This is a genomic window from Mesobacillus sp. (assembly GCF_047739415.1).
Classification (GTDB): Bacteria; Bacillota; Bacilli; order Bacillales; family Cytobacillaceae; genus Mesobacillus.
Map to the genome: position 1 here is coordinate 1 of NZ_JBIQOE010000120.1, position 21,176 is coordinate 21,176.

Genomic DNA, 21,176 nt, shown 5'->3' on the forward strand with positions numbered 1-21,176 from the left:
TAAAAGCCTTCCTTCTTAAAATACCTTTTTCTTTCTTTAGGTCATTTATCGATACACCGGTAATATAAGAAAGAAACGCTGGATACAAAGGAAGGGAACAAGGTGAAATAAACGATAAAAGACCGGCTCCAAATGCAAGAAGTAAATTTAATTGTTCCATAATGATACCACCTGACTATGGCTTAATAAGTTCCATATAATTTGCTATATCCCTTTCGGTCATACTTCCTGTTATTACTTTTACTACTTTTCCGTTCTAATCGATCAAAAATGTTGTAGGAATTGGGGTTATGTCATAAGCTTCGGGCACAGTTCTATCTTTATCTTTAAGAATAGGGAATGTAAGACCATGCTTTTTTACAAACGATTCAATAGCAATATCACTTTCTCCAATATTAACAGCTAAAATCTCCACACCAAGATTTTTGTAATGACTATACTGTCTTTCCATATAATGCATTTCCTTTTCACATGGCTTACACCAAGTACCCCAAAAATTTAGAAAAACTCCTTTTCCTTTTAATTCAGAAAGTTGAACATTGTTACCTTTCATATCTTCAAGTATAAAATGAGGTGCTTGCTCCCCTGCTTGAATCCTTATTTTTTCAGTAAAAAAGTTTTGGTAGTAATTCATGAAGGGAAGTCATAGAATTATTTTATTTTAGTAAACCCTATTTCTGCCTTCTTATATTTCATAGATTAAGTGAAGGGTTGACATTTTCCATCAATAATTATAATCTAGAAATGCAAGTTACTCAAATGTTTATTTGAATGATGATGCTCACAACAAATAATAACAGAAACTCTATAATATTGAGGTGACAATTTTGTATTGGATTGCTCTTATAACATTAATAATTGACCAACTTGCTAAATATATGACCAGGAACTTTATGGAATATGGTCAAACTATTCCTATAATTAATAATTTTTTTCATCTAACCTCCCATCGTAATGCAGGAGCTGCATGGGGGATTTTTTCGGGACAAAAATTCTTCCTAATTAGCATTGCTTTTATTGCAATAATCGGAATTATCTTCTATTCTCGGAAGGTTACAGATAAACTAACACGGGTAGCTCTTGGTTTGTTTATTGGAGGTGCAGCTGGAAATGTTACAGATCGATTAATTTTCGGAGAAGTCACGGATATGTTTGATATACAATTTATAAATTACCCAATATTCAACACAGCAGATGTCTTTCTAGTTAGTGGAGCTATATTGCTGCTAATTAGTACTTATAGAGAATCAAAAGTATCCAAAATCAATCCTATTAAATGAGAATGGAACAATAAGTGTATTTTATTCAAGAGATAACTCTAAGCCATTAAAAACGTGTTTCTTCAGTCCCCTAATAAACTAAAAGTGAGGCTTTACACATCTACTTAAAATTCATCGGGAGAATTATATGTTTATTTTTTTAGCAGGGGTCTCACTCACTCTTTTTCTTCTTTTATCAAAATTAAGAGCATCTAAACTTATTGCTTCAACTTATAAAAAAGCAGCTTTTGTTTATTCTGTTTTATTTTTGATTCTATTTTTTATAAGTAGTTATGGCTATATAAAGGAAGAAGGATTTTACCCTTTTTCCTATTTAGAAGAAAATCATATGACATCAAAACCTGTCAACGTTACATTACATTCAGAAAAGCATAATAATCTATCATTAAAAAAGCTAGAATTTAAGAAAAGTGTCCTTTTAAGTGCTCCAATTATCTCTCAGCTTCCAGAATTACCAAGAGGATGTGAAGTTACATCGCTGACAATGCTACTTCAATCCGCGGGTGTTGCAGTGGATAAAATGTATTTGGCAAAGATAGTTAAAAAAGATTCTACTCCTTATCGAAAAGAGGGAGATAAAGAGTATTTTGGGAACCCTAATAGTGGTTTTGTTGGAAACATGTACACATTAACTCAACCAGGCTATGGTGTGTACCACGGTCCAATACGGGAATTAGCTCAAATATATTTACCTGAAACAATTATTGATATAACAGGAAGCGATTTAAGTACGATTAAATATTATCTTAATCTTGGATCGCCAGTATGGGTTATTACAAATACCTTATATAATGAATTGCCTGAAGATAAATTTGAAACATGGATTACTCCAACAGCCTAATTGAAATCACATATAAGCTACACTCTGTATTAGTGACAGGATATGACCAAAGCTATATTTACTTTAATGATCCACTAACAAACACAAAGAATAAAAAGGCCAAAATAGCAGACTTTGAAGCTGCATGGGTGCAACTGGGTAGACAAGCAATTACTTATATCCAATAGTTAGTTGGTTAAGATAGATTCCATTATTTGAAAGAAGAAAAACAAAAGTCCCTACTGTTAACCAGAGGGACTTTTGAAGATTTTTTTTAATTTATTAAACTCAAAAGGGCACTGAAAGTTTCGTTCTCCACCATGATATAGATTCCTAAACCAATAAAGACAATGGGTATAATCCACCTACCGTAATTCTCTAAGGTTTCAGAGACATGTTTAAAAGCTGCCAAACGATATCCAATAAAACACCAAATTGCCACCATAATAAAGAAAGTAATAACCGTTACTGCTAATTGGTTCATGGTTAAAGTTGAGAAGAAAGGAACATATATTCCAATGTTATCTCCGCCATTAGCAAATGTTATAAATGCTACACTTAAAAAGACACTATTATACTTTCAAGAATTTAAACTTGAAAGAATTGCATTTTCATCCTCATCTTCTCCCTTTATAAACAACATAATTCCTAAATAGATTGGAATTAGTCCAAGTAATCCTACCCATTTCTCTGGAATTAACATAACTCCAAAAGTTCCTTAGAGACTAACTACTACTAACAAGGCAAAACCTAGATATTGTCCAATAACTATATCCTTAGGGGATATATGCTTATACTCTGTCTGCATACCTTTTAAACCTTCACTCGTTTTCACCTGTGCTTTTGCCTGTGAGAATAGCAGCATCAAAACAAAAATATCATCAATATTGGTAACTATAAATGCCCCTATTGCAGAAATAACGTTCAAAATTAAAGTCAATTACATCAACCCACTAACTGATTTTTTATTACGATAATTTAATTGATAAGACTTATAGCTGGGAGTTATTTGTCGCTAATTTCAAATTGTACTGAATTAGAATTTAGGCTTATATATTTCCCTTAAGTTATTTTTTATTTAACATATGAATAGCATGTCCCATAACTCCTTCGGCTGCTTCCATAAGTGGTTCAGGTAAAGTTGGGTGTGCATGAATTGTAAGGCTGAGATCTTCTGCAGTTGCCCCTGACTCAATTGCAAAAACTGCTTCAGCAATAAGAGATGATACTTCTGGCCCTACCATTTGAACACCTAACAACCGATTTGTCTCCTTATCCGCCACAACTTGGACAAAACCATCAGCATCTGAAACAGATAAAGCTCTGCCGTTAGCTTGGAATGGAAAACGACTAGAAACTGTTTCATATCCTTCTTCCTTTGCTTCCTTCTCCGTTAAACCTGTATAAGCTACTTCCGGATCGCTGAAAATAACAAAAGGCATTGCCTGAAAATCAATCACACTTGTTAGCCCACTTATTACCTCTGCAGCTATCTTACCTTCATAACTAGCTTTATGAGCAAGGAGGTAACCACCAGCACAGTCACCAATCGCATATACATGTTCAACATTCGTTTGACATTTATCATTTATCTTAATAAAACCGCGTTGGTCTAATTCAACCCCGATATTTTCCAATCCAATTTTTCCTGTGTTTGGTTTTCTTCCAATGGAAACTAAGCAATAATCCCCTTTAACTATCTCTTCCTTCCCATTAACCTGAACTTGAACGTTTATTTCATCGCCTGTATTTTCTCCGCCTTGGACTAAAGCATTCGTAATAACTGTGATTCCAAGTTCCTTTAAATGACGTTTCACAACATTTGTAAGCATAGGGTCCGTACCTGGAAGAATTGTATCTGATCCCTCAAGAATTGTTACTTTAGCCCCGAATTTAGCATAAGCCGTTCCCAACTCCAAACCGATATAACCACCACCTACTACAACTAAATGCTTCGGCACTTCTTGAAGCATCAATGCTTCAGTTGAAGAGATGATTCTTTTTCTATCAAATGGCATACTTTTTAACTCAGTCGGTAAAGAACCTATCGCAAGAATTAAGTCTTTGTATGAAAAGAATTGTTCTTCGTTACCAATTTTGATTTTGGCAACATAGGGTTCAGTGAGATAAGCTTCCCCACTAATGACTTCTACTCCATTGCCTTTCAGTAAAGTCCGAACTCCATTCGTTAGTTTATTCACTATACCGTCCTTCCACTTCACTACTTCTGGCATTTCTACTTCTACTTCACCAGAAACCTTTATTCCCATTGAGTTGGCATGTTTTATGTGTTTCACTCGTTCAGAAGCACTAATAAGAGCCTTTGAAGGTATACAGCCACGGTTAAGGCAAACCCCTCCTAATTCTGCTTTATCCACCAAAACCACTTTTTTCCCTAACTGAGCAGCACGTATGGCAGCTACATAACCTCCTGAGCCTGCACCTATAACTAATAAATCTACATCCTTTTTTCCTTCAACAGTCATTTCAGTTTCCTCCTTCGATCTTATAAAAAATGAAAAGAATTATTTTATTAAGGATAAAAGTGTTTTTTCTCCATATTTATACCAATATGTAATAATAAAAACTGATGTTTTACTTATACCCAATCTTTCTATTTTTAATTAGGCTAGAGGTTTAGAAGATACACTATTAATGAAATTTATTTTTTAGAAAAGGGCTTTCCAATCTGTCTAGAAAGCCCTTTTTAACCTTTTTTCCTTTATTCTTTCACTCTCATTAGCCGCAAACTATTTAGCGCTACCAAAAGGGTTGCGCCCATATCAGAAAGGATGGCAATCCAGAGCGTTAGCCAACCAGGGATAACCAATAGTAAGGCAATAAATTTAATAGCAATTGCAAAAGTAATGTTAGCTTTGATTATATTAAGAGTTTTCCGGCTAAGTTTTACAGTGAATGGAAGTTTTCTTAAATCGTCTCCCATTAGAGCAACGTCTGCAGTTTCTAAGGCTGTGTCTGTACCAGCTCCACCCATGGCAATCCCAACTGTTGAGGCCGCCAATGCAGGTGCATCATTGACCCCATCTCCTACCATAGCTACGTTGCCATACTCGGATCTCAACTGTTTAATAAAATCTAATTTGTCCTGTGGCATTAATTCTGCCTCTATATCAGATACTCCAACCTGCCCTCCGATAGCATTAGCAGTTCCTTTGTTATCACCTGTGAGCATAATTGTTTTTTTGATTCCAAGTTGATGTAACTTTTGAATAATTTCCTTACTTGATTCACGAACTTCATCAGCAACTGCAATAACTGCAAGTATTTCTATTTCGGTTCCAATAATCATGGCTGTCTTACCTTGATTTTGAAGAGTAGTAACATTTTGCTCTAAGTCTTGATCGAAATCATTAGTCAATAATTCCTTAAAGAGTTTCGGGCTACCGATATAATAAGTCGTCCCGTTTACAATACCCTTTATACCCTTTCCTGTGATAGAAGAGAAATCCTCTACTGGTACGCCAGAATAAGTAATGTTTTCTTCTTCTGCTTTTTTCATGATGGCTGAAGCAAGTGGGTGCTGAGAACGATACTCCAATGCAGTAATGATGGATAGTAATTCTTTTTCATTTATCTGTTTGTTCAACACATTATAATCAGTTACAGCTGGGACTCCTTTTGTTAAGGTACCTGTTTTATCAAAAGCAATAGCCTTTAAGGCACCCATTTCTTCTAGATACACTCCTCCTTTTACAAGGACACCCTTTTTCGCAGCATTTCCGATCGCCGAAACAATAGAAATAGGAGTCGATATGACCAACGCACAAGGACAACCAACAACAAGAACAGCTAATCCTTGATAAACCCATGTTTCCCAACTGCCATCAAAGAATAAAGGAGGGACTATAGCAACTAATGCTGCAATGATCATAATGATCGGTGTGTAATATTTTGCGAATTTATCAACAAATGCTTGCGAAGGAGCGCGCTCCCCTTGTGCTTCCTCTACAAGATGAATAATTTTAGAAATCGTTGTATCTTCTACAAGTTTCGTTATTTTTACTTCAAGTAATCCTTCTTCATTTAAGGTACCTGCAAATACTTCATCATCCACCGTTTTCTCAACAGGGACTGATTCACCTGTAATAGCTGCTTGGTTAACGGCAGAGTTCCCACTTACAACTACACCATCCATCGCAATCTTTTGACCAGGTTTTACAATCATGATATCCCCAACAGCGATATCATCAACATGAATCATTATTTCTTGTCCATTACGTCTAACAAGTGCCTCTTTAGGAGCGATATCCATTAATGAACGAATCGATTGTCTTGCTCTATCCATAGAGAATCGCTCAAGTGCTTCACTGATTGCAAAGAGAATAACAACAATGGCAACTTCTGCCCATTCTCCAATAATAGCACCACCTATAACAGCCACTGTCATAAGGGTTTTCATATCAAATTCAAAACGTAGTAAGTTTTGCAAACCAACTTTAAAAAGTGATAATCCTCCGATAAACATGGATGCTAAAAACAATAAGGTAGTAACAACGTTCTCTTCTCCATTCACATACGAGGAAAGGTAACCAAAGGCAATCAATAAGGAAGCATAAAGTAGAGTACTATGCTTTTTATAAAACGGCACTTTATCTTCTTTAGTATCTTCTTTTACCTCTTGTGATGCTTGGCGAGCAGATTTTTCAGGAGTTACTTTAAGATTCTCAAATGCACCTGCTTTTTCTAATTCTTCAATCGTTGCATTACCATAAACAGCAATTTTAGATGCACCAAAATTTACTTTTGCATCCTCAACTCCAGGAAGCTGTTTTACATTATTCTCAAATTTCCCTGCACAGTTTGCGCATGTAAATCCATCAACACGGTATACGTTTTTGTCCTCCTTAACCTCTGGTTTAGCTTCACGTCTTGGTTTTTCAGGAGCCACTTTAAGATTCTCGAATGCACCTGCTTTTTCTAGCTCTTTAATTGTTGCATCACCGTAAACGGATATCTTAGATGCTCCAAAATTCACTTTTGCATCCTGTACTCCTGGGAGTTTTTTAACATTATTTTCAAACTTTCCTGCGCAATTTGCACATGTAAACCCCTGAACACGATAAACATTTTTTTCAGCCTCTAATGCTTTTGCTTCAGACAATTTTAACGACCTCCTTCTGGTGTGCAAATGCAACCTTTAATAGTTGCTTTACATGATCATCATCTAATGAATAGTAGACTAACTTACCTTCTTTTCGATATTTAGCTAATCCAAGATTTTTAAGTAGCCTCAAGTGGTGAGAGGTTGTGGCAGTTGTAGCACCAACAATATTCGCTACATCACATACACACAATTCATCTTCTAAAGAGAGAGCATACGCAATCTTAATCCTAGTATCATCCGATAATGCTTTAAAAATTTTGGCTACTTCCAAAGGATTTTGTTGGAGTAGTTTATTTTTACCTTTTTTGACTTTTTCTTCATCTATACACGTAACTTCACATGCATCATTTTGCAAATTTTCCACCTCACATCAATCAAATATTCATTTAAATATTATTATAAAAGAACACAAACAAATAGTCAAATATATGTTTGAATATAATTTACATAAAAATCAAGTTTTCTTTAGTTTACAGTTATTAATTATTTTTATAACTGAATTTAATTTCCATTTTATGTTGGGACACACAAAGGGAATATCGTCAGAATACAGTTAAAAACAATATATAAGCCCATTTCTCTCTTTGTTTAGAGAAAAACGGGCTTTTCGACTCTCCATTAATATTAGTGGATTTAATTATTAAACTGACTTCCGTAATTGTGGAATCAACTTTTTTAATTATCTTGTTCGGCTAATGGCGAACGTAATAAGCTATTATATTTAATTATAACTTTCGTTTAACATTCTTTAGTACTACTTTGCTGTGGGGAATACTTGGTATGCTCACCATGCTGTAACTTAAATCCTGGTTAGGAACTTCATATTCCATTCGGTTAGCAAGATAATCAAGACTTACTTTCATGACTTCAATGGTGACCCACTCTCCAGCACAGCGATGCCCCATAAAGTAATCACCACCACCTTGCGGAATAAAGCTAAAAGGGCTGCCTTCCCATTTTGCAAACCTATCAGGATTGAACACATCAGGATTATCCCAAATTTCAGGGTCGTGATTTGTGCCAAAAAGATCCAGTAAAGTTAATGTGCCTTCTTCAAATTTATAGCCGTTCCAGGTGAAATCTTTTTTTACCAATGCTACGACAAACGGAAAAAACGGATAAAAACGGCGAACTTCCTGTACAAACATCTGAGCATACTTTTCATCACGGGCTTCAAGTTTCTCCCTTTCTTCTGGAAAATAGTGCAATGCCAACGCAGTGAAATTGATGAATATAGCAATCGCCACAATAGGTCTCAAGATATTGATCACTTCCACAGCAGCAGTCTCAGTACCCAGAAGATTCCCTTCTAAATCGCGATGCCAGGCAAATCTATGTAAAGCTGTATCTTCTGGAGGATTTATTTCCCCATTACGCACCTTATCAACTAACTCTCCAATCCAATTTTCTATTTTATTCCGTGCATTTCTACCTAACCAATGGTTTGGGCCAACTGCAGCTGGAGACTCGAACATCGCTGCCAAGTCTTTTGTCATTTCCTTAACACCCTCTTCTTCCAACGGGACGCCTGCCCACTGACAGGCTGTTCTACATAGTACTTCTTTTACTTCTTCATAAAGAATAATTTCATCAATCTGTTCCCATTTATTTATTGCTGTCTCCCATTGTTTTTTTATAATGTTTGTTAGACTTTGAAGTCCCTCTGGAGACATGATGGACATAAACATTTCTTTCCGATGTTTGTGATCTTGTCCATCCAACGCCTGAACACCATTCTTCCCGAATAATGTTTGAACCGTCCGTTTCGGTGCTGCATCTTTTCTCTTGAATTTCTCAGTGTCATAAAAAACTTCTGCAGCATCTTTTCCTATCATGCAGATAGCTTTCTTACCCAGTAATCGAGTCTCAAAAACATTAGAATTAAAACTTTGACGTCTGTTCAAAATGTACTTATATCCTTCTCTTATAAGGCTTAAGCTATGATCTATTCCTTCTTCCCGAGGCATTTGATTTATATCTGTCATATCATTCATCTCCATTTTCATTAATGAGGATTATATTTTTTGTAACTTTCCCTTTTTACTCAAAAAAAAACCGATCTGTCCCATCCGTGTTCAATTTGATACCTTTTATAACCTTCTTAACGAGAAGGACTTCTAATTGCTCTTAGTCAGGGCTCAGTCATCTTCTTTAATTTATGAGACATTCTTCTATTCATAATAGAACCTATTGTAAATTGATAAAGGCAATTCCCATAAACGAACGTTTCAGGGAAAAATTCAACCTATCTATAATTCACTTAATTTTTCTTGTTTCCTAATCGCTAAACCCATTCCTTTATCATCTTCCCTAAAATTGACTTAGAATCCGAATTAGGGAATAATTTTTCCGTAGGAATGGGGAAAATATTTGGATATGCTCGTATTTCTACACAAGATCAAAATTTTGATTTTCAAATTGACGCATTAGAGAAAACAGGCTCAGCTGTTAATTTACAAGAAAAAATGACGGAAACGAAAAAAGAACGCCCGGAATTAGAGCAACTCCTTAAAGCGAGATTCTGTGGTGGTTTATAAATTGGATCGTATTTCAAGGTCCACAAAGCACCTTATCTAGTTGGCCGAAACCTTTGAAGAAAAAAAGGCCAGTTTTATTTCCATACAGGCTAGTATTGATACGTCTATAAATATGGGACGTTTTTTCTTCCGAACAATGGCGAGTATCGCTGAATTTAGAACGAGATATTATCAGTGAACGTACAAAATCAGGATTAAAATCTGCCAGAATGACGGAATATAGCAAATGCCTTAGTCAGCCTGGACACTCGCCTCGAGACACATATTGTTACCCACTAAGATATTTTAAATGGCTCTATACAACAAAAAAGCTTGCAGGAGGCTCTGCAAGCTTAAGGTTTCTAGTACTAATGATGTCTGGCATGGTCAATTATTTGTTTCAAGACACCCATTACGTGTTCATCATCGCACGAATATATCATGGAAGTACCTTCTCTTCTGTACTTTACTAATCTTAAATTTTTAAGGAATCGTAACTGATGCGAAACAGTTGATTGGAGCATCTCCAGTTGTTCAGCAATTTCGTTGACTGATTTTTGTCCTTTTGATAATAGGTGAAGGATCTTGATCCTAGTAGGGTCAGATAACGCTTTAAAAGTTTGCGATACTATAAACAGCGTCTCTTCATCCAAGGTGTTTTCAAGATTCACCATATCAACTGGTTCATGTTCTGATTTCTTCAATTCGTTCACCTCAAGGTTTTATAAGGTTCATTATATCACAGCATGGCCAGCTATTCGAAGTCAATTTAACTGCTTACCAGGTTGATATCACCATGATCATTAACTTTATTGAACCAAGTGCAATAGCTAATATGATTAGCAATCTTGACATGGAAACGGTCCCAATACTTTTCCAGATAATTTCGTATAAAGCTATATAACTTATAGTCCCTATTGCCGCTCCTATTACCAGTGTATAAAACTTAAGCGGGACGACAGGTATAGTTTGACCTGCAAAGGTTGTTAAACCGACGCCAAAAGACAAGATGGCACAGGAAATCCAGAAAATGGTGGAACTTAGTTTATTTTGGAGGATGGCTCCCATTAATATTACTCCTTCTGGAATATGATGAAGGACTATGGCTATCGTTAAATAAAATGTGTCGACTTCTTCATTAAAGAAGCTTAGACCGAGTGCAAACCCCGTTGGTATACTATGGGTATACAGCGCCAAAAATAAAAGGATGAAGGCTGACCATCCCGTCTGGGCTTTGTGATTGAACTGGCGAAAAAAACGGTCAATTGTCAAGATGAGCAATACTCCTGAAGAAATCCCTATAAAAACCCCTAAATGATCTAATCGAACCAGCGCTTCTGGAATTAAGTCGAATGTGATTAAGCCTAATAAAAGACCGCCACAGAATAAATGAATAGATTGATGATTCATTTTCCATTTCTTATTAATGAAAAATGTCATGTATCCCCCAAACAGGAGGCCCAGGAAAACGATCCATGCTAATATGGCACTTACATTTGCAGGTTGCAATCCATCCTCACACCTTCCGGCCAAAACTTCTTTAAGATGTATATTCAATTTTTCAATGGACATGCTGATTGATTTGTTGATTGAAAATGGCATTTCCAGTTTTAGCGAAGCCAAGGAGGGAAAAGAGAAGTAAAAAAAGGAGCAGGACAGCTTATGGGTAAAAACAAACACAAAAGTATGGGAGTTGCCTTTTTTCTAAATCTTTCATTCACCATTATAGAAATTATAGGAGGAATCTTGACAGGAAGTATCGCCATCATTTCTGACGCGATACACGATTTGGGAGATTCAATCTCCCTTGGGATGTCATGGTACCTCGAACGGAAGGCTAGTAGGAAACCCAACGATAAATACACCTTTGGATATAAGAGATTATCCTTGATGGGGTCATTGCTGAATGCAGCAGTCCTTATTTTCGGCTCCCTCTATGTATTGATTGAGGCTGGAAAAAGGTTATTTGAACCCGTGTCTCCGAACTCTCAGGGAATGTTTTGGCTTGCGATTCTTGGTATAGCGATAAATGGATATGCAGCATATCGTGTAAAAAAAGGGGAAAGTGGAATGAACCAGAAAATGCTTTCATGGCATTTATTGGAGGATTTACTCGGGTGGATTGCAGTCTTAGTAGTCAGTATCATCATGCAATTCAAAGAAATTCCTATTTTAGACCCTATTCTTTCCATTGGGATCACCCTATTTGTACTTTACCATGTAATTAAAAATCTCAAGAAAACACTTATCATTTTGATGGATGCGGTCCCTCAAGAAGTTAATCTCAAGGACATGAAGGATCAGTTCCTGAATCTAGAATATGTTATGGGTATTCATAATTTGCACTATTGGTCCCTTGACGGTAAAGCGAGTGCATTCTCCATCCACCTTGTCGTCCAAGAAAAATTGGAAAATGGACAGGAAGAAATAATTAGGAATAAAATCAGCCAAATCTTGAAGAACAATGATGAAAATATTGACTTCATTTCGATTCAGGTCGAACGTGGACGAAAAACATGATAAGAAGAATAAAAAGCGCAAGCGCCTCGTTCAGCCCCGACAAGCGCTGGAGGGCCGACCGGTGAAGTCGTTCTTTGACTTCATTGTGCGGACCGAAGCGTCTCGAGGGGCTAGGCGCTGAAGCTGGATTAAGAAAACTTCATGAAGTTTTCCACAACTCAAAAATTTTATAGTTTCCTCACTAGCGTTGCGTAAAAGTTTTGCTCATAAGTCAAATGGAAAATTTGTCAGTAAAATCGGGGCGAAATATAAAAGAATGAATATTCTGACTTTATATATCCCATCAAAAAAGAAAAAAGGATAAAGTGACATCAATGAAGGTGTCCTTTATCCATATTTTTACATATATTTGAAGTTGATTATTATTCTCTAAATTCTCCTGTTTCCACTTCCTTCATTGTTTCTTTAAACGCTTGTTCATGATCATAACTTCTTCTTCCTGCGGAGGATCTTGAAGGAGGCTTAAATAATTCCTCCTTTAATTCTAGATATTTATTTAATGCAAATTTTGCAATATGCTTTTTTAACACTAATAATGTACCTTTAAACCCTAAATCGGCTTGTAATAATAGAGTTAAACAAAAGGCAATCATCGCCATATAAACTTGGTTATGTACTGCATTTTGACTTTTACCGTACATCGTTTTTAATACCATATGTTGTTTCATCCACTTAAAAAACAACTCTATTTTCCAACGATCCCTATAAATCGTACTTACTTCCTCTGCCGGGATTTTAGCATCATTAATAATAATCTGGATTTGTTTTCCCTCGCAATCCACTGTTTCTATCAAACGAAGGGGATGTTTCATTTTCCCTATAAAAACAACAGCTTCTCTTAGAATGGATGAGTTCTCTGGCACAGGAACTTCTTCTATTACTTCAATCACCGTGTTCTCCTTAATCCGTGTGGCAAATCGAATTCCTTCGGAACAGAGTCTCTCGAACTTCTTAAAGTCGAAATACCCTCGATCAAATACATGGAAGGTACCAGGTATATTTACTAAGAGCGCATCTAACTGTGCTACGTCAGAAGGTCTTGCAGATGTAACAATAATATCATCTAAGTATGTAACATCATCATGAAACACCACGCGTGTATGCAGTTTGATACCAGAAGTATAGCGATTCTTAGGTGCCCAAGGATGCTCCTTAAGACTAAGAGTAATCGTTGATGAATCGATAAGATGCAGCTTTCTAAGCTTTTGATTTGCTTTGCCAACTCCATATATTTGACGTACTTGTTGTATGAGATGTTTTAGTACGGAATCAAAGATAATAGGGGAAATCCCACTTAACTTCCTTGACAATTGGGATTTACTAATCGACTTTAACCCAATTGCTTTCTGGAGTTTTGGATCCTTATTCAGCTCAAAACTAATATCCGTTAAACTAGAAATTCGTTTTAATTGTGCGTAGGTAAACAGTTTTACAAAAGGTATGATCTTAAGTTTTTTTACATACTTATCAAGTTCAGATTGCTTAGCCATTTTTACTAATACCCCCTCACCCATCGGATGAAGGTATTTATTTAATACTGTTTTTGTGTTATTCTTGTCCATGGGAACTCCTTATAATTAGGATTTGGACAGGACATTAACCTTCCTACTAATTATAAGGATTTTTATATATATATTAAAGGTTTTTTTTAACATTTATGTTAGTTTTTAGGTGGTATTTAGAGGTTGACAAGAATAAATTTTCTTTATGCAACGCTAGTGTAGTTTCCTTAACTATAAAAAAGAAAATCAAGCTGGCTTCAGCTTGATTTTTCTTTTAAATTCTCCAGATAGGTAACAGCTTCCTCAAATGTATCAACAGGGACTATTTTCATTTTCGTATCTATATCTTTAGCGGCGATCAGCGCCTCTTCATAGTTCGAGCCCTTGGCACCTTTTTCAAACGGAGCAAGGAAAATTTCTGCACCTGCCTTATCTGCAGCTACTACTTTCTGCTGGATCCCGCCAATTCTTCCCACCGTTCCATCGGGACTCATTGTTCCTGTACCAGCTATTTCATAACCTTTTGTCAAATCTTCCTCGATCAATTGATTGTAGATTTCCAGTGAAAACATTAAGCCAGCAGATGGACCACCGATTTCATCAGATTGGACTGTTACATCTGGCTCAACGTCAATTTCTTTGTCATCGACAAGCTGAATTCCTACTACCGGTCGGTTGCTTCCATCATCAAGTGCCTTTAAAGGAATTTTAATTGAATTTGTCTTCCCATTCCGTTTATAGGAAAGCTCGACTGTATCACCTGGTTTTTTTGAACTGACATATTTAATGAACTCATCAGATGAATCAAATTCATTGTCATCCACCTGGAAAACCAGATCGCCAGGCATAAGTTTGCCTTCAGCCGGCATCCCTTCCATTATCCTTAATACATAAACTCCCTTATAGGTGTAGTCAACTGGTTTACCTGCTTTTTTATAGGCCACCTCTATTGCTGATGTCTTCGAGTTATCCATCATGTGCAGCTGGCGGATATTATATTCTTCATCAGACTCATTATCCGCCCTGATATCTTCTACAGGATAGAGTTCCTGATATTTGCTCAGCTTAGCAATGATATAGGCATATATATTCGCTCTGCCCATCCTGACTGTCGTAAGCATGAAGCTTCCTTCCTCATCATACCCGTCTTCAACCTCGACAATCGGTTCCAGCTCCTTTGCCATCCCCGGTTTTGTTACATAGTAAGGTAAGTAATAAAGAGCGCTGCCCATTAATAATATTGCTGCCAATATAGACAGAGCTATAGACTTTTTTCTGCTCATTCTCATTGAGGCTCCTTCCATTGTTCAATGCACTTCTTTATCTTATCGATGTGCTTTTTTGCTTCTTCTTCACCAATCGCAATGATTTCTTCTATATTAGTGAATGCTTTGGAATTAAACATTTCAACTGGCGGCCTAAGCATTACATCGGAAGCGACCTCCCGATTTGCGACCAGCTCCATTTGCATGATATCGATACTCTGCATGATCACATCAAAAATTGAGGTGACATCCTCGTTTATCTTCACGCTTGATACATCAACTGCGATGACGATGTCAGCTCCCATCTCCTTAGCGACTGAAACTGGTATCCTGTCAACAACACCGCCATCGACGAACAATCTTCCGTCCAGTTTTTCCGGGACAAAAATACCCGGGATTGCAATGCTAGCTCTAACAGCTTCCGCCACAGGTCCTTTTTTAAAGACGACCTTCTCCCCAGACATCAGGTCTGTTGCAACAATGCCAATCGGGATATCCAGTTCCTCGATCATTTTTCCATGGGTAAAAATCCTAATGAGCTCCTTGACCCTTTTTCCTGCGATAAAACCCATCTTTGGCACCGTAAAATCAAGATAATATTTCCGTTTGAACACACGCGATAGTTTATAGAGCCGATCGACGTCGAGGCCTGCACCGTAAAATGAAGCTACTAGTGCACCCATGCTGCTTCCAGCAATCAAATCGATCGGGATGCCTTCATCTCTTAAAACTTTTATGACACCCAGATGGGCAAACCCCCTTGCTCCACCTGATCCAAGAGCTAAACCTACCTTTGGACCTGCCAAAGCTTTTTCCTCCCTTAAAACCATGATTTTTTCGATACAAACTAAACTTGGTCTAATTTGGAGTTCAGCGAGTATATTGATTTATATGAGGACAAGGCTGACAACTAATCATTATTTATGTAATTTTTCCATAAAAATTCACTTGTTTAAATCAAATAAACGACCCTTGATTAACAGGGCCTTCCACATATACAGCTGTATGGAAGGTACATAGAATCGGAAAATGAATGGAAAATAACCCTTCGGTGAATTTCCTTCTATTTTACCATTGATTTAAAAAAGTTTCACAGCAAGACCGCAGGAAGGAGGATATTAGGTGATTAAATCTAGAATAAAAACAATTTTCCTTGCAGCCTCCGTCACTTTACTGGCTGCTTCACTCATTTCTTTTCCCCAACAATCCTTTGATGCTTCGATAAGAGGCTTGAATATGTGGTGGGAAATTGTCTTTCCCTCGCTCCTTCCTTTTTTCATTGTTTCAGAAATGCTGATTGGATTTGGTGTCGTTCGTTTTATTGGCGTTTTGTTGGAACCTTTGATGAGGCCACTGTTCAGGGTACCTGGTGTTGGTGGTTTTGTCTGGGCAATGGGCATGGCTTCCGGCTTCCCTGCAGGAGCAAAGCTGACGGCACGAATGCGCCAGGAAGGGCAGCTGTCAAAAATCGAAGCAGAAAGGCTGGTATCGTTTACTAATTCCTCCAACCCTCTATTCATTTTTGGCGCTGTGTCAGTTGGGTTCTTTTACAATGTTCAGCTCGGTGTTATTCTGGCCCTTGCCCATTACCTTGGAAACATCAGCGTTGGATTGATTATGAGGTTCTATGGCAGAAGTGAAGAAAAAGCCACAAAGGAAAAGGAACGAAAATTGACGATCAGGGATGCGTTTGCCGCTTTGCATAGGACAAGGATAAAAGACAATCGTCCGATAGGAAAACTGCTGGGCGACGCTGTTATGTCTTCCATCCAGACCTTGTTGATGATTGGCGGGTTCATTATCTTATTCTCAGTTATTAACAAACTATTATTCCATCTTCACATCACCGCATTCCTGGCTGAATTCCTAGAAATTATGCTAGTGATGCTCGGCATGACAGATATGCTTAGCTTACCATTCATTTCAGGCCTTTTCGAAATTACTCTCGGCAGCCAGATGACCAGCCAGATCCAGGAAGCTACCCTGATGCATCAGGCAGTAATAACCAGCTTTATACTCGCTTTCAGCGGTTTTAGTGTCCAGGCTCAGGTTGCCAGCATTCTTGCCCAGACAGACATCCGCTTTCAGCCATTCTTTTTTGCAAGGATCATTCACGGCATCTTTTCAGCATTCTATGCTTTCATTTTATGGAAGCCGGTTTATGTACGCTTTTTTGAAGATGGCCAGCCATCCAATGCTCTGCCGGTAATGGAATATCTTACTTCAGAAGGCAGCCGCCTCGCAGCAGCGCATAACATGCTCACCACAGCCGGACCGCTTATTACAATCTGCAGTTTGCTCATTTATGTATGGCTACTTGGAAATCGCATATTGAAAGAAAAATAACGGGCAATTTCTGCCCGTTATTTCTCTTTTTCGTTATTGAATTTTTTAAGTAAAGCCTCTTCAACCTCGGGCGGAACTAATTCAGAGATATTCCCATCATACTTTGCAACCTCTTTGACAATACTTGAACTCAAGAATGAATACTGGTTGTTTGTCATAATGAAGAAAGTCTCGATTTTATCACTCAACACTCTGTTCATTGATGTGATTTGCATTTCATACTCAAAATCCGAAACAGCTCGCAAGCCCCTGATAATGGCATCGGCGTTAACACTCTCTGCATAATCGACCAGCAATCCCTGGAATGAATCCACCTTTACATTCGGGATGCTCTTTGTCACCTGTTCAATCAGTTCAATTCTTTCTTCGACGGAAAACAAAGGTTGTTTTGAAGAATTATTCAAAACCACTACATAAAGTTCATCAAACACCTTTGCTGCCCTAGTGATGATATCCAAATGCCCCAATGTAATCGGGTCGAAACTGCCCGGACACACAGCCACTCTTGCCACTTATACTTCCCCCTCATCTACTGCATCCACTTTATAAAGAGTAATTCCTATAATTCCATATTTTTCATTTCTAGTCTGCACAAGTCCTGCTACCTTTTCTGGGAGAGTGATATCCGAAGCATGTTCACAGACGATCAGACCATCATGATGAACAAGACTCCCTTTATCAATCGTTTCCAACAGCTTAACCAGCTGCTGTTTTTTATAGGGCGGGTCCAGGAATATATAATCGAAGACTAAGTCTCTTTTTTGAATTGCTTTCAACGCCCTGACAGCATCATTTCGGTATACTTCTGCCTTTTCTTCCAACCCGCACGATTTAAGGTTTTCATTAATGACATGTATCGCCTTGCCTTCACGGTCGACAAAAATAACTTTATCCAGACCCCTGCTTAGAGCTTCAATTCCAAGCCCTCCGCTTCCTGCAAATAAATCCAGGCCCATTCCTTCTGTAAAATAAGGCCCTATCATATTGAACAGCGATTCCTTTACTTTATCAGTGGTAGGTCTTGTTGACGTTCCGGGTACCGCTTTCAAAACCCGGCCCTTCAAATCACCTGATACAACTCTCATATTATGTACTCCTCAATCTTGTAGCTTTTTCATTTGGCTCTTTTCTCAACTTTGTTTCTATTGACACCAAATAGAAGTGAATGAACTATGTTTCTTCGCAAAGTAGACTCTTGTTATGAAAAAAGAGCATGCAAACTTAATACCGAACAACAATATGGCTTAATATTACGTTAAAATCGGCTTTAGGGTTTTATCAACAATCTTTACGAAAACAGCCTTTCATTATGTAAATTACTCCCTTATCCTACCACACATATAAAAAATTAACCAAATAAGTGTATATCCCTTCCTAATGTGGAAATAATGATGATTAACAACATCAATTTGAGGATGTTGTTGCCAACCGCGGAGAAGACTTACGTTTCCCCATAAGTTCTTCCTCCGGTTTCTCCTCTCCCTTTGCCTTCTATCCTGTTAAAGGGATATAGAAGGACCCTGCAGAAACTGCAGGGCTTTTTTTTTGCCTCAATAATGGCCAGATAAAACTCTATGACCCAAGAGTAATCGCTTCTTCATTTTCCGAAATCTGCACTTTAAAAATCGCATTTAACCAGTGCTTTTCCAAATACCAATCCCCATTCAGGTTCTGGAATGGGTTCTCAAGGAGCCCGAAGGTTTGGCCTTCATGAATGAATGTTTTATTCTTTACGTTAAAGTAGTAAGTGTTGCTCTCAGATGATATTTCCAATGTTGTAAATTCAGTTCCTAATTTGGTTTTATAGCCTAAAGCATCCATAGTCGGCACTAAAGGAAACAGGACTTGATCTCCTTTAATGACAACTGCCAGTTCTTCCTTTACATCCCCATTCACTATGACGCTTCTTGCGTCTGTAAAAAGCAATGGGAACAGACCTACCCCTTTTTGTTTGTTCATTGAAAAGAAGTCCGATTCCATCCCTTTGATAGATGACAAAGACCTATCAAGCGAGTTGCCATCAAGGTGCCCTTGCTTGGAAAAATAGGTGATAAAAGCATTTATTTCTTCTGGAGTCAAAGTTTTTACCAACTCTTCAACCATCGCCCTGCTCTTTTCATTTTCTGGCTCCTGCTTTGTTACCAGTGAAGCCAATGCCTCAAGAAGCCATCCTTCTGCTTCCTCGTCTGCTCCAAACTTCGAAGACAAAAATGCAGATGCCAATTCTTGCTCAAACTCTTTATCGGTCAGCTCGTTTCCTGTCAGCAGGAGCCCGTTACCGCGGACAGTCCTTTGGCCATCAATGATCACTACAGATAAATGGTTGTCAGAAAAGGGCTCAAGACTGTCAAACTTGTAAATAACCTGTTCCTTTTGAGTGGTATAATAATCGATGCCCTTTTGCCCTGTTAGTTTGAAAAGGGGCTTTTCCTGCCAATATAGCGAAGGAGTGGAATTCGCTCCTTCAAAAACATAATAGTGCAGCAGCTCCGTTTGCTTATAACCTTTCAACGGGAGTCCGGCGGACCATGTGCCCCTCCTATAAAATTGGTCTACTAACTCGATTCTCGTCTTTTTGATCGCCGTATCCTTCAGAACAATCATCCAATCATTCAAGAGCATCGAAAGCCCGGGGCCGGATTTTATTTTGTAATCAAAATGCATCTTACCCCCTTTTGGCTTATGTCCCTCTTCGCATGTATTTCCCTCTGCATCTGTGCAATTGACCTCTATAGCCTGCGACGGGATGACTGCATGATATTTTTGGTTCATATCAAGATTATCAAAGGTCTGCTTCACTTGAAGCTCGTTCTGATCAACCTTCACCGTTACAATGAGAGATATATCTCCTTTCGATTCGGCTGGCTGGTCATTGTTTTCTTGATACGCACTCCATTGCCAAATGACGGCTGCGCATATAATTATGAATAACCCTGTGGTCAACAGGAAAGAAATTTTCCTCATTAACTTACTCTCCAATCTCTTCTACTAATAAAATAGCAAATACAAAGGTCAAGAGTAAGATAAACTTTTAAATTTGTATGAAAAAATCTAGCCTGACAAATGCTTCAAATTTTCGATTACAAATGGTAAAGTATGATGGAATGATAAGTTGGAAGGGGTAATTCAGATTGATTCAGCGTTTTATTGAGCTTGGGCAAGGATATTCGGATCTTTACGAATTGATAGAAACTACCAGGGCAAACCAGCATCGTGTGATGCATTTGATGGCAATCCACACAAAGATCGATGAAAAAGATGTAAGTTCTCTTGTCGTTGTGCTTAAGCCAACCGACCCCGGGAAATTCCAGGCGCTATATGTCTGCAGGGAGGGGATTCCAAATCATCATGTCCTGAAGAACAAACGCTACGACATGTTTGCAGAATTAGCTGCTGACCTGGGGAAAACGATCATTGAATTTGACGCTAAACCATCAACTATGTTCGCTGAAAAAGAATTGTACTATCAACACCTTATTGGGATTTTGAGGCTAAACCACTACATTCCGCCGCTTCAATAGATAAAAGCAAGTGCACTGGAGACTCCGCCGGCAGAAGCGCTTTTTGCTTCTGCCGGCGGAGTTGAAGTTTCAAAGTTTCTAGGTGGCGAAACTAGACAATTCGAAAAGCGGAGGCGACTGCCTAACTCCGACAAGCGCTGGAGGGCCTGACAGTGAAGTCGTTCTTTGACTTCATTGGCAGGACCGAAATAGAAAAGTATAGCCGACTGCCCAGAAACGCAGAAACTGGAGACTCCGACAAAGAAGCGCTTTTTGCTTCTGACGGCGGAGTTGAAGTTTCG

19 protein-coding genes and 2 pseudogenes are annotated in these 21,176 nt (G+C 38.0%); 6 read left to right on the plus strand and 15 right to left on the minus strand.

The window, feature by feature from the left end; all coding sequences use genetic code 11:
• Window positions 1–160: cytochrome c biogenesis protein CcdA (locus ACH0QE_RS09655; protein WP_415800503.1), on the minus strand; the 160-nt coding region annotated here is incomplete at its 3' end.
• Window positions 161–256: 96 nt separating this feature from the next.
• Entirely contained in the window at window positions 257–634 is a 378-nt protein-coding gene (resA, locus tag ACH0QE_RS09660; protein ID WP_415800488.1) for a thiol-disulfide oxidoreductase ResA, read from the minus strand.
• 184 nt (window positions 635–818) lie between these two features.
• Between resA and lspA the strand changes: the two genes are divergently transcribed.
• A complete protein-coding gene (lspA, locus tag ACH0QE_RS09665; protein ID WP_415800489.1) occupies window positions 819–1,280 on the plus strand; it encodes a signal peptidase II in 462 nt (153 codons plus the stop codon).
• Window positions 1,281–1,407: 127 nt separating this feature from the next.
• Window positions 1,408–2,121, plus strand: coding sequence for a C39 family peptidase (locus ACH0QE_RS09670; protein ID WP_415800490.1), 714 nt, complete (start codon window positions 1,408–1,410; stop codon window positions 2,119–2,121).
• 253 nt (window positions 2,122–2,374) lie between these two features.
• On the opposite strand, the pseudogene ACH0QE_RS09675 reads toward ACH0QE_RS09670, so the two are convergent.
• The 5 genes and pseudogenes from ACH0QE_RS09675 to ACH0QE_RS09695 form a co-directional block, all read right to left on the minus strand.
• Window positions 2,375–3,040 (minus strand): annotated as a pseudogene (locus ACH0QE_RS09675) (CadD family cadmium resistance transporter).
• 127 nt (window positions 3,041–3,167) lie between these two features.
• Window positions 3,168–4,586 (minus strand): dihydrolipoyl dehydrogenase, encoded by a 1,419-nt coding sequence (gene lpdA / locus ACH0QE_RS09680; protein ID WP_251615205.1) that lies wholly within the window; start codon window positions 4,584–4,586, stop codon window positions 3,168–3,170.
• Between the two features lie 236 nt (window positions 4,587–4,822).
• Window positions 4,823–7,222 carry a heavy metal translocating P-type ATPase gene (locus tag ACH0QE_RS09685; protein WP_415800491.1) on the minus strand — a complete coding sequence of 800 codons (2,400 nt, stop codon included), beginning with the start codon at window positions 7,220–7,222 and terminating at the stop codon, window positions 4,823–4,825.
• Window positions 7,215–7,580 carry an ArsR/SmtB family transcription factor gene (locus ACH0QE_RS09690; protein WP_415800492.1) on the minus strand — a complete coding sequence of 122 codons (366 nt, stop codon included), beginning with the start codon at window positions 7,578–7,580 and terminating at the stop codon, window positions 7,215–7,217. The genes ACH0QE_RS09685 and ACH0QE_RS09690 overlap by 8 nt, the downstream gene beginning before the upstream one ends.
• Window positions 7,581–7,950: 370 nt before the next feature.
• Window positions 7,951–9,210, minus strand: a complete 1,260-nt coding sequence (locus ACH0QE_RS09695) for a cytochrome P450 (RefSeq protein WP_415800493.1) — start codon at window positions 9,208–9,210, stop codon at window positions 7,951–7,953.
• Window positions 9,211–9,582: 372 nt separating this feature from the next.
• On the opposite strand from ACH0QE_RS09695, the pseudogene ACH0QE_RS09700 reads away from it, so the two are divergent.
• Window positions 9,583–9,971 (plus strand): annotated as a pseudogene (locus tag ACH0QE_RS09700) (recombinase family protein); the annotation flags it as partial.
• Window positions 9,972–10,109: 138 nt separating this feature from the next.
• On the opposite strand, the gene ACH0QE_RS09705 reads toward ACH0QE_RS09700, so the two are convergent.
• Window positions 10,110–10,415 carry an ArsR/SmtB family transcription factor gene (locus ACH0QE_RS09705; protein WP_251615467.1) on the minus strand — a complete coding sequence of 102 codons (306 nt, stop codon included), beginning with the start codon at window positions 10,413–10,415 and terminating at the stop codon, window positions 10,110–10,112.
• Window positions 10,416–10,518: 103 nt separating this feature from the next.
• On the minus strand, window positions 10,519–11,181 hold the full coding sequence (locus ACH0QE_RS09710; protein WP_415800494.1) for a ZIP family metal transporter: 663 nt from the start codon (window positions 11,179–11,181) through the stop codon (window positions 10,519–10,521).
• Window positions 11,182–11,403: 222 nt separating this feature from the next.
• Here ACH0QE_RS09710 and ACH0QE_RS09715 point away from each other — a divergent pair, with 222 nt between their 5' ends.
• Window positions 11,404–12,261 (plus strand): cation diffusion facilitator family transporter, encoded by an 858-nt coding sequence (locus ACH0QE_RS09715; protein WP_415800495.1) that lies wholly within the window; start codon window positions 11,404–11,406, stop codon window positions 12,259–12,261.
• A 362-nt stretch (window positions 12,262–12,623) separates the two neighbouring features.
• Here the strand turns inward: ACH0QE_RS09715 and ACH0QE_RS09720 are convergent, their stop codons facing one another.
• The 3 genes from ACH0QE_RS09720 to ACH0QE_RS09730 all read right to left on the minus strand — a co-directional run bounded on the left by ACH0QE_RS09720 (window position 12,624) and on the right by ACH0QE_RS09730 (window position 15,858).
• Window positions 12,624–13,823: an IS4 family transposase gene (locus tag ACH0QE_RS09720; protein ID WP_415778012.1), complete on the minus strand. Its 1,200-nt coding sequence runs from the start codon at window positions 13,821–13,823 to the stop codon at window positions 12,624–12,626.
• Between the two features lie 197 nt (window positions 13,824–14,020).
• Window positions 14,021–15,046 carry a SepM family pheromone-processing serine protease gene (locus ACH0QE_RS09725; protein WP_415800496.1) on the minus strand — a complete coding sequence of 342 codons (1,026 nt, stop codon included), beginning with the start codon at window positions 15,044–15,046 and terminating at the stop codon, window positions 14,021–14,023.
• A 2-nt stretch (window positions 15,047–15,048) separates the two neighbouring features.
• On the minus strand, window positions 15,049–15,858 hold the full coding sequence (locus ACH0QE_RS09730) for a patatin-like phospholipase family protein (protein ID WP_415800497.1): 810 nt from the start codon (window positions 15,856–15,858) through the stop codon (window positions 15,049–15,051).
• A gap of 292 nt (window positions 15,859–16,150) precedes the next feature.
• Between ACH0QE_RS09730 and ylbJ the strand changes: the two genes are divergently transcribed.
• Window positions 16,151–17,374 carry a sporulation integral membrane protein YlbJ gene (gene ylbJ, locus ACH0QE_RS09735; RefSeq protein WP_415800498.1) on the plus strand — a complete coding sequence of 408 codons (1,224 nt, stop codon included), beginning with the start codon at window positions 16,151–16,153 and terminating at the stop codon, window positions 17,372–17,374.
• 17 nt (window positions 17,375–17,391) lie between these two features.
• Here the strand turns inward: ylbJ and coaD are convergent, their stop codons facing one another.
• From coaD to ACH0QE_RS09750, 3 genes are all read right to left on the minus strand, one after another.
• The gene (gene coaD / locus ACH0QE_RS09740; RefSeq protein WP_415800499.1) at window positions 17,392–17,886 is read right to left on the minus strand and encodes a pantetheine-phosphate adenylyltransferase; all 495 of its coding nucleotides are present in this window, start codon (window positions 17,884–17,886) and stop codon (window positions 17,392–17,394) included.
• Window positions 17,887–18,459 (minus strand): 16S rRNA (guanine(966)-N(2))-methyltransferase RsmD, encoded by a 573-nt coding sequence (gene rsmD / locus ACH0QE_RS09745; protein ID WP_415800500.1) that lies wholly within the window; start codon window positions 18,457–18,459, stop codon window positions 17,887–17,889.
• A 487-nt stretch (window positions 18,460–18,946) separates the two neighbouring features.
• Window positions 18,947–20,338: a stalk domain-containing protein gene (locus ACH0QE_RS09750; RefSeq protein WP_415800501.1), complete on the minus strand. Its 1,392-nt coding sequence runs from the start codon at window positions 20,336–20,338 to the stop codon at window positions 18,947–18,949.
• Window positions 20,339–20,505: 167 nt separating this feature from the next.
• Between ACH0QE_RS09750 and ACH0QE_RS09755 the strand changes: the two genes are divergently transcribed.
• Window positions 20,506–20,895: a DUF7147 family protein gene (locus tag ACH0QE_RS09755; RefSeq protein ID WP_415800502.1), complete on the plus strand. Its 390-nt coding sequence runs from the start codon at window positions 20,506–20,508 to the stop codon at window positions 20,893–20,895.
• Window positions 20,896–21,176 lie beyond the last annotated feature (281 nt).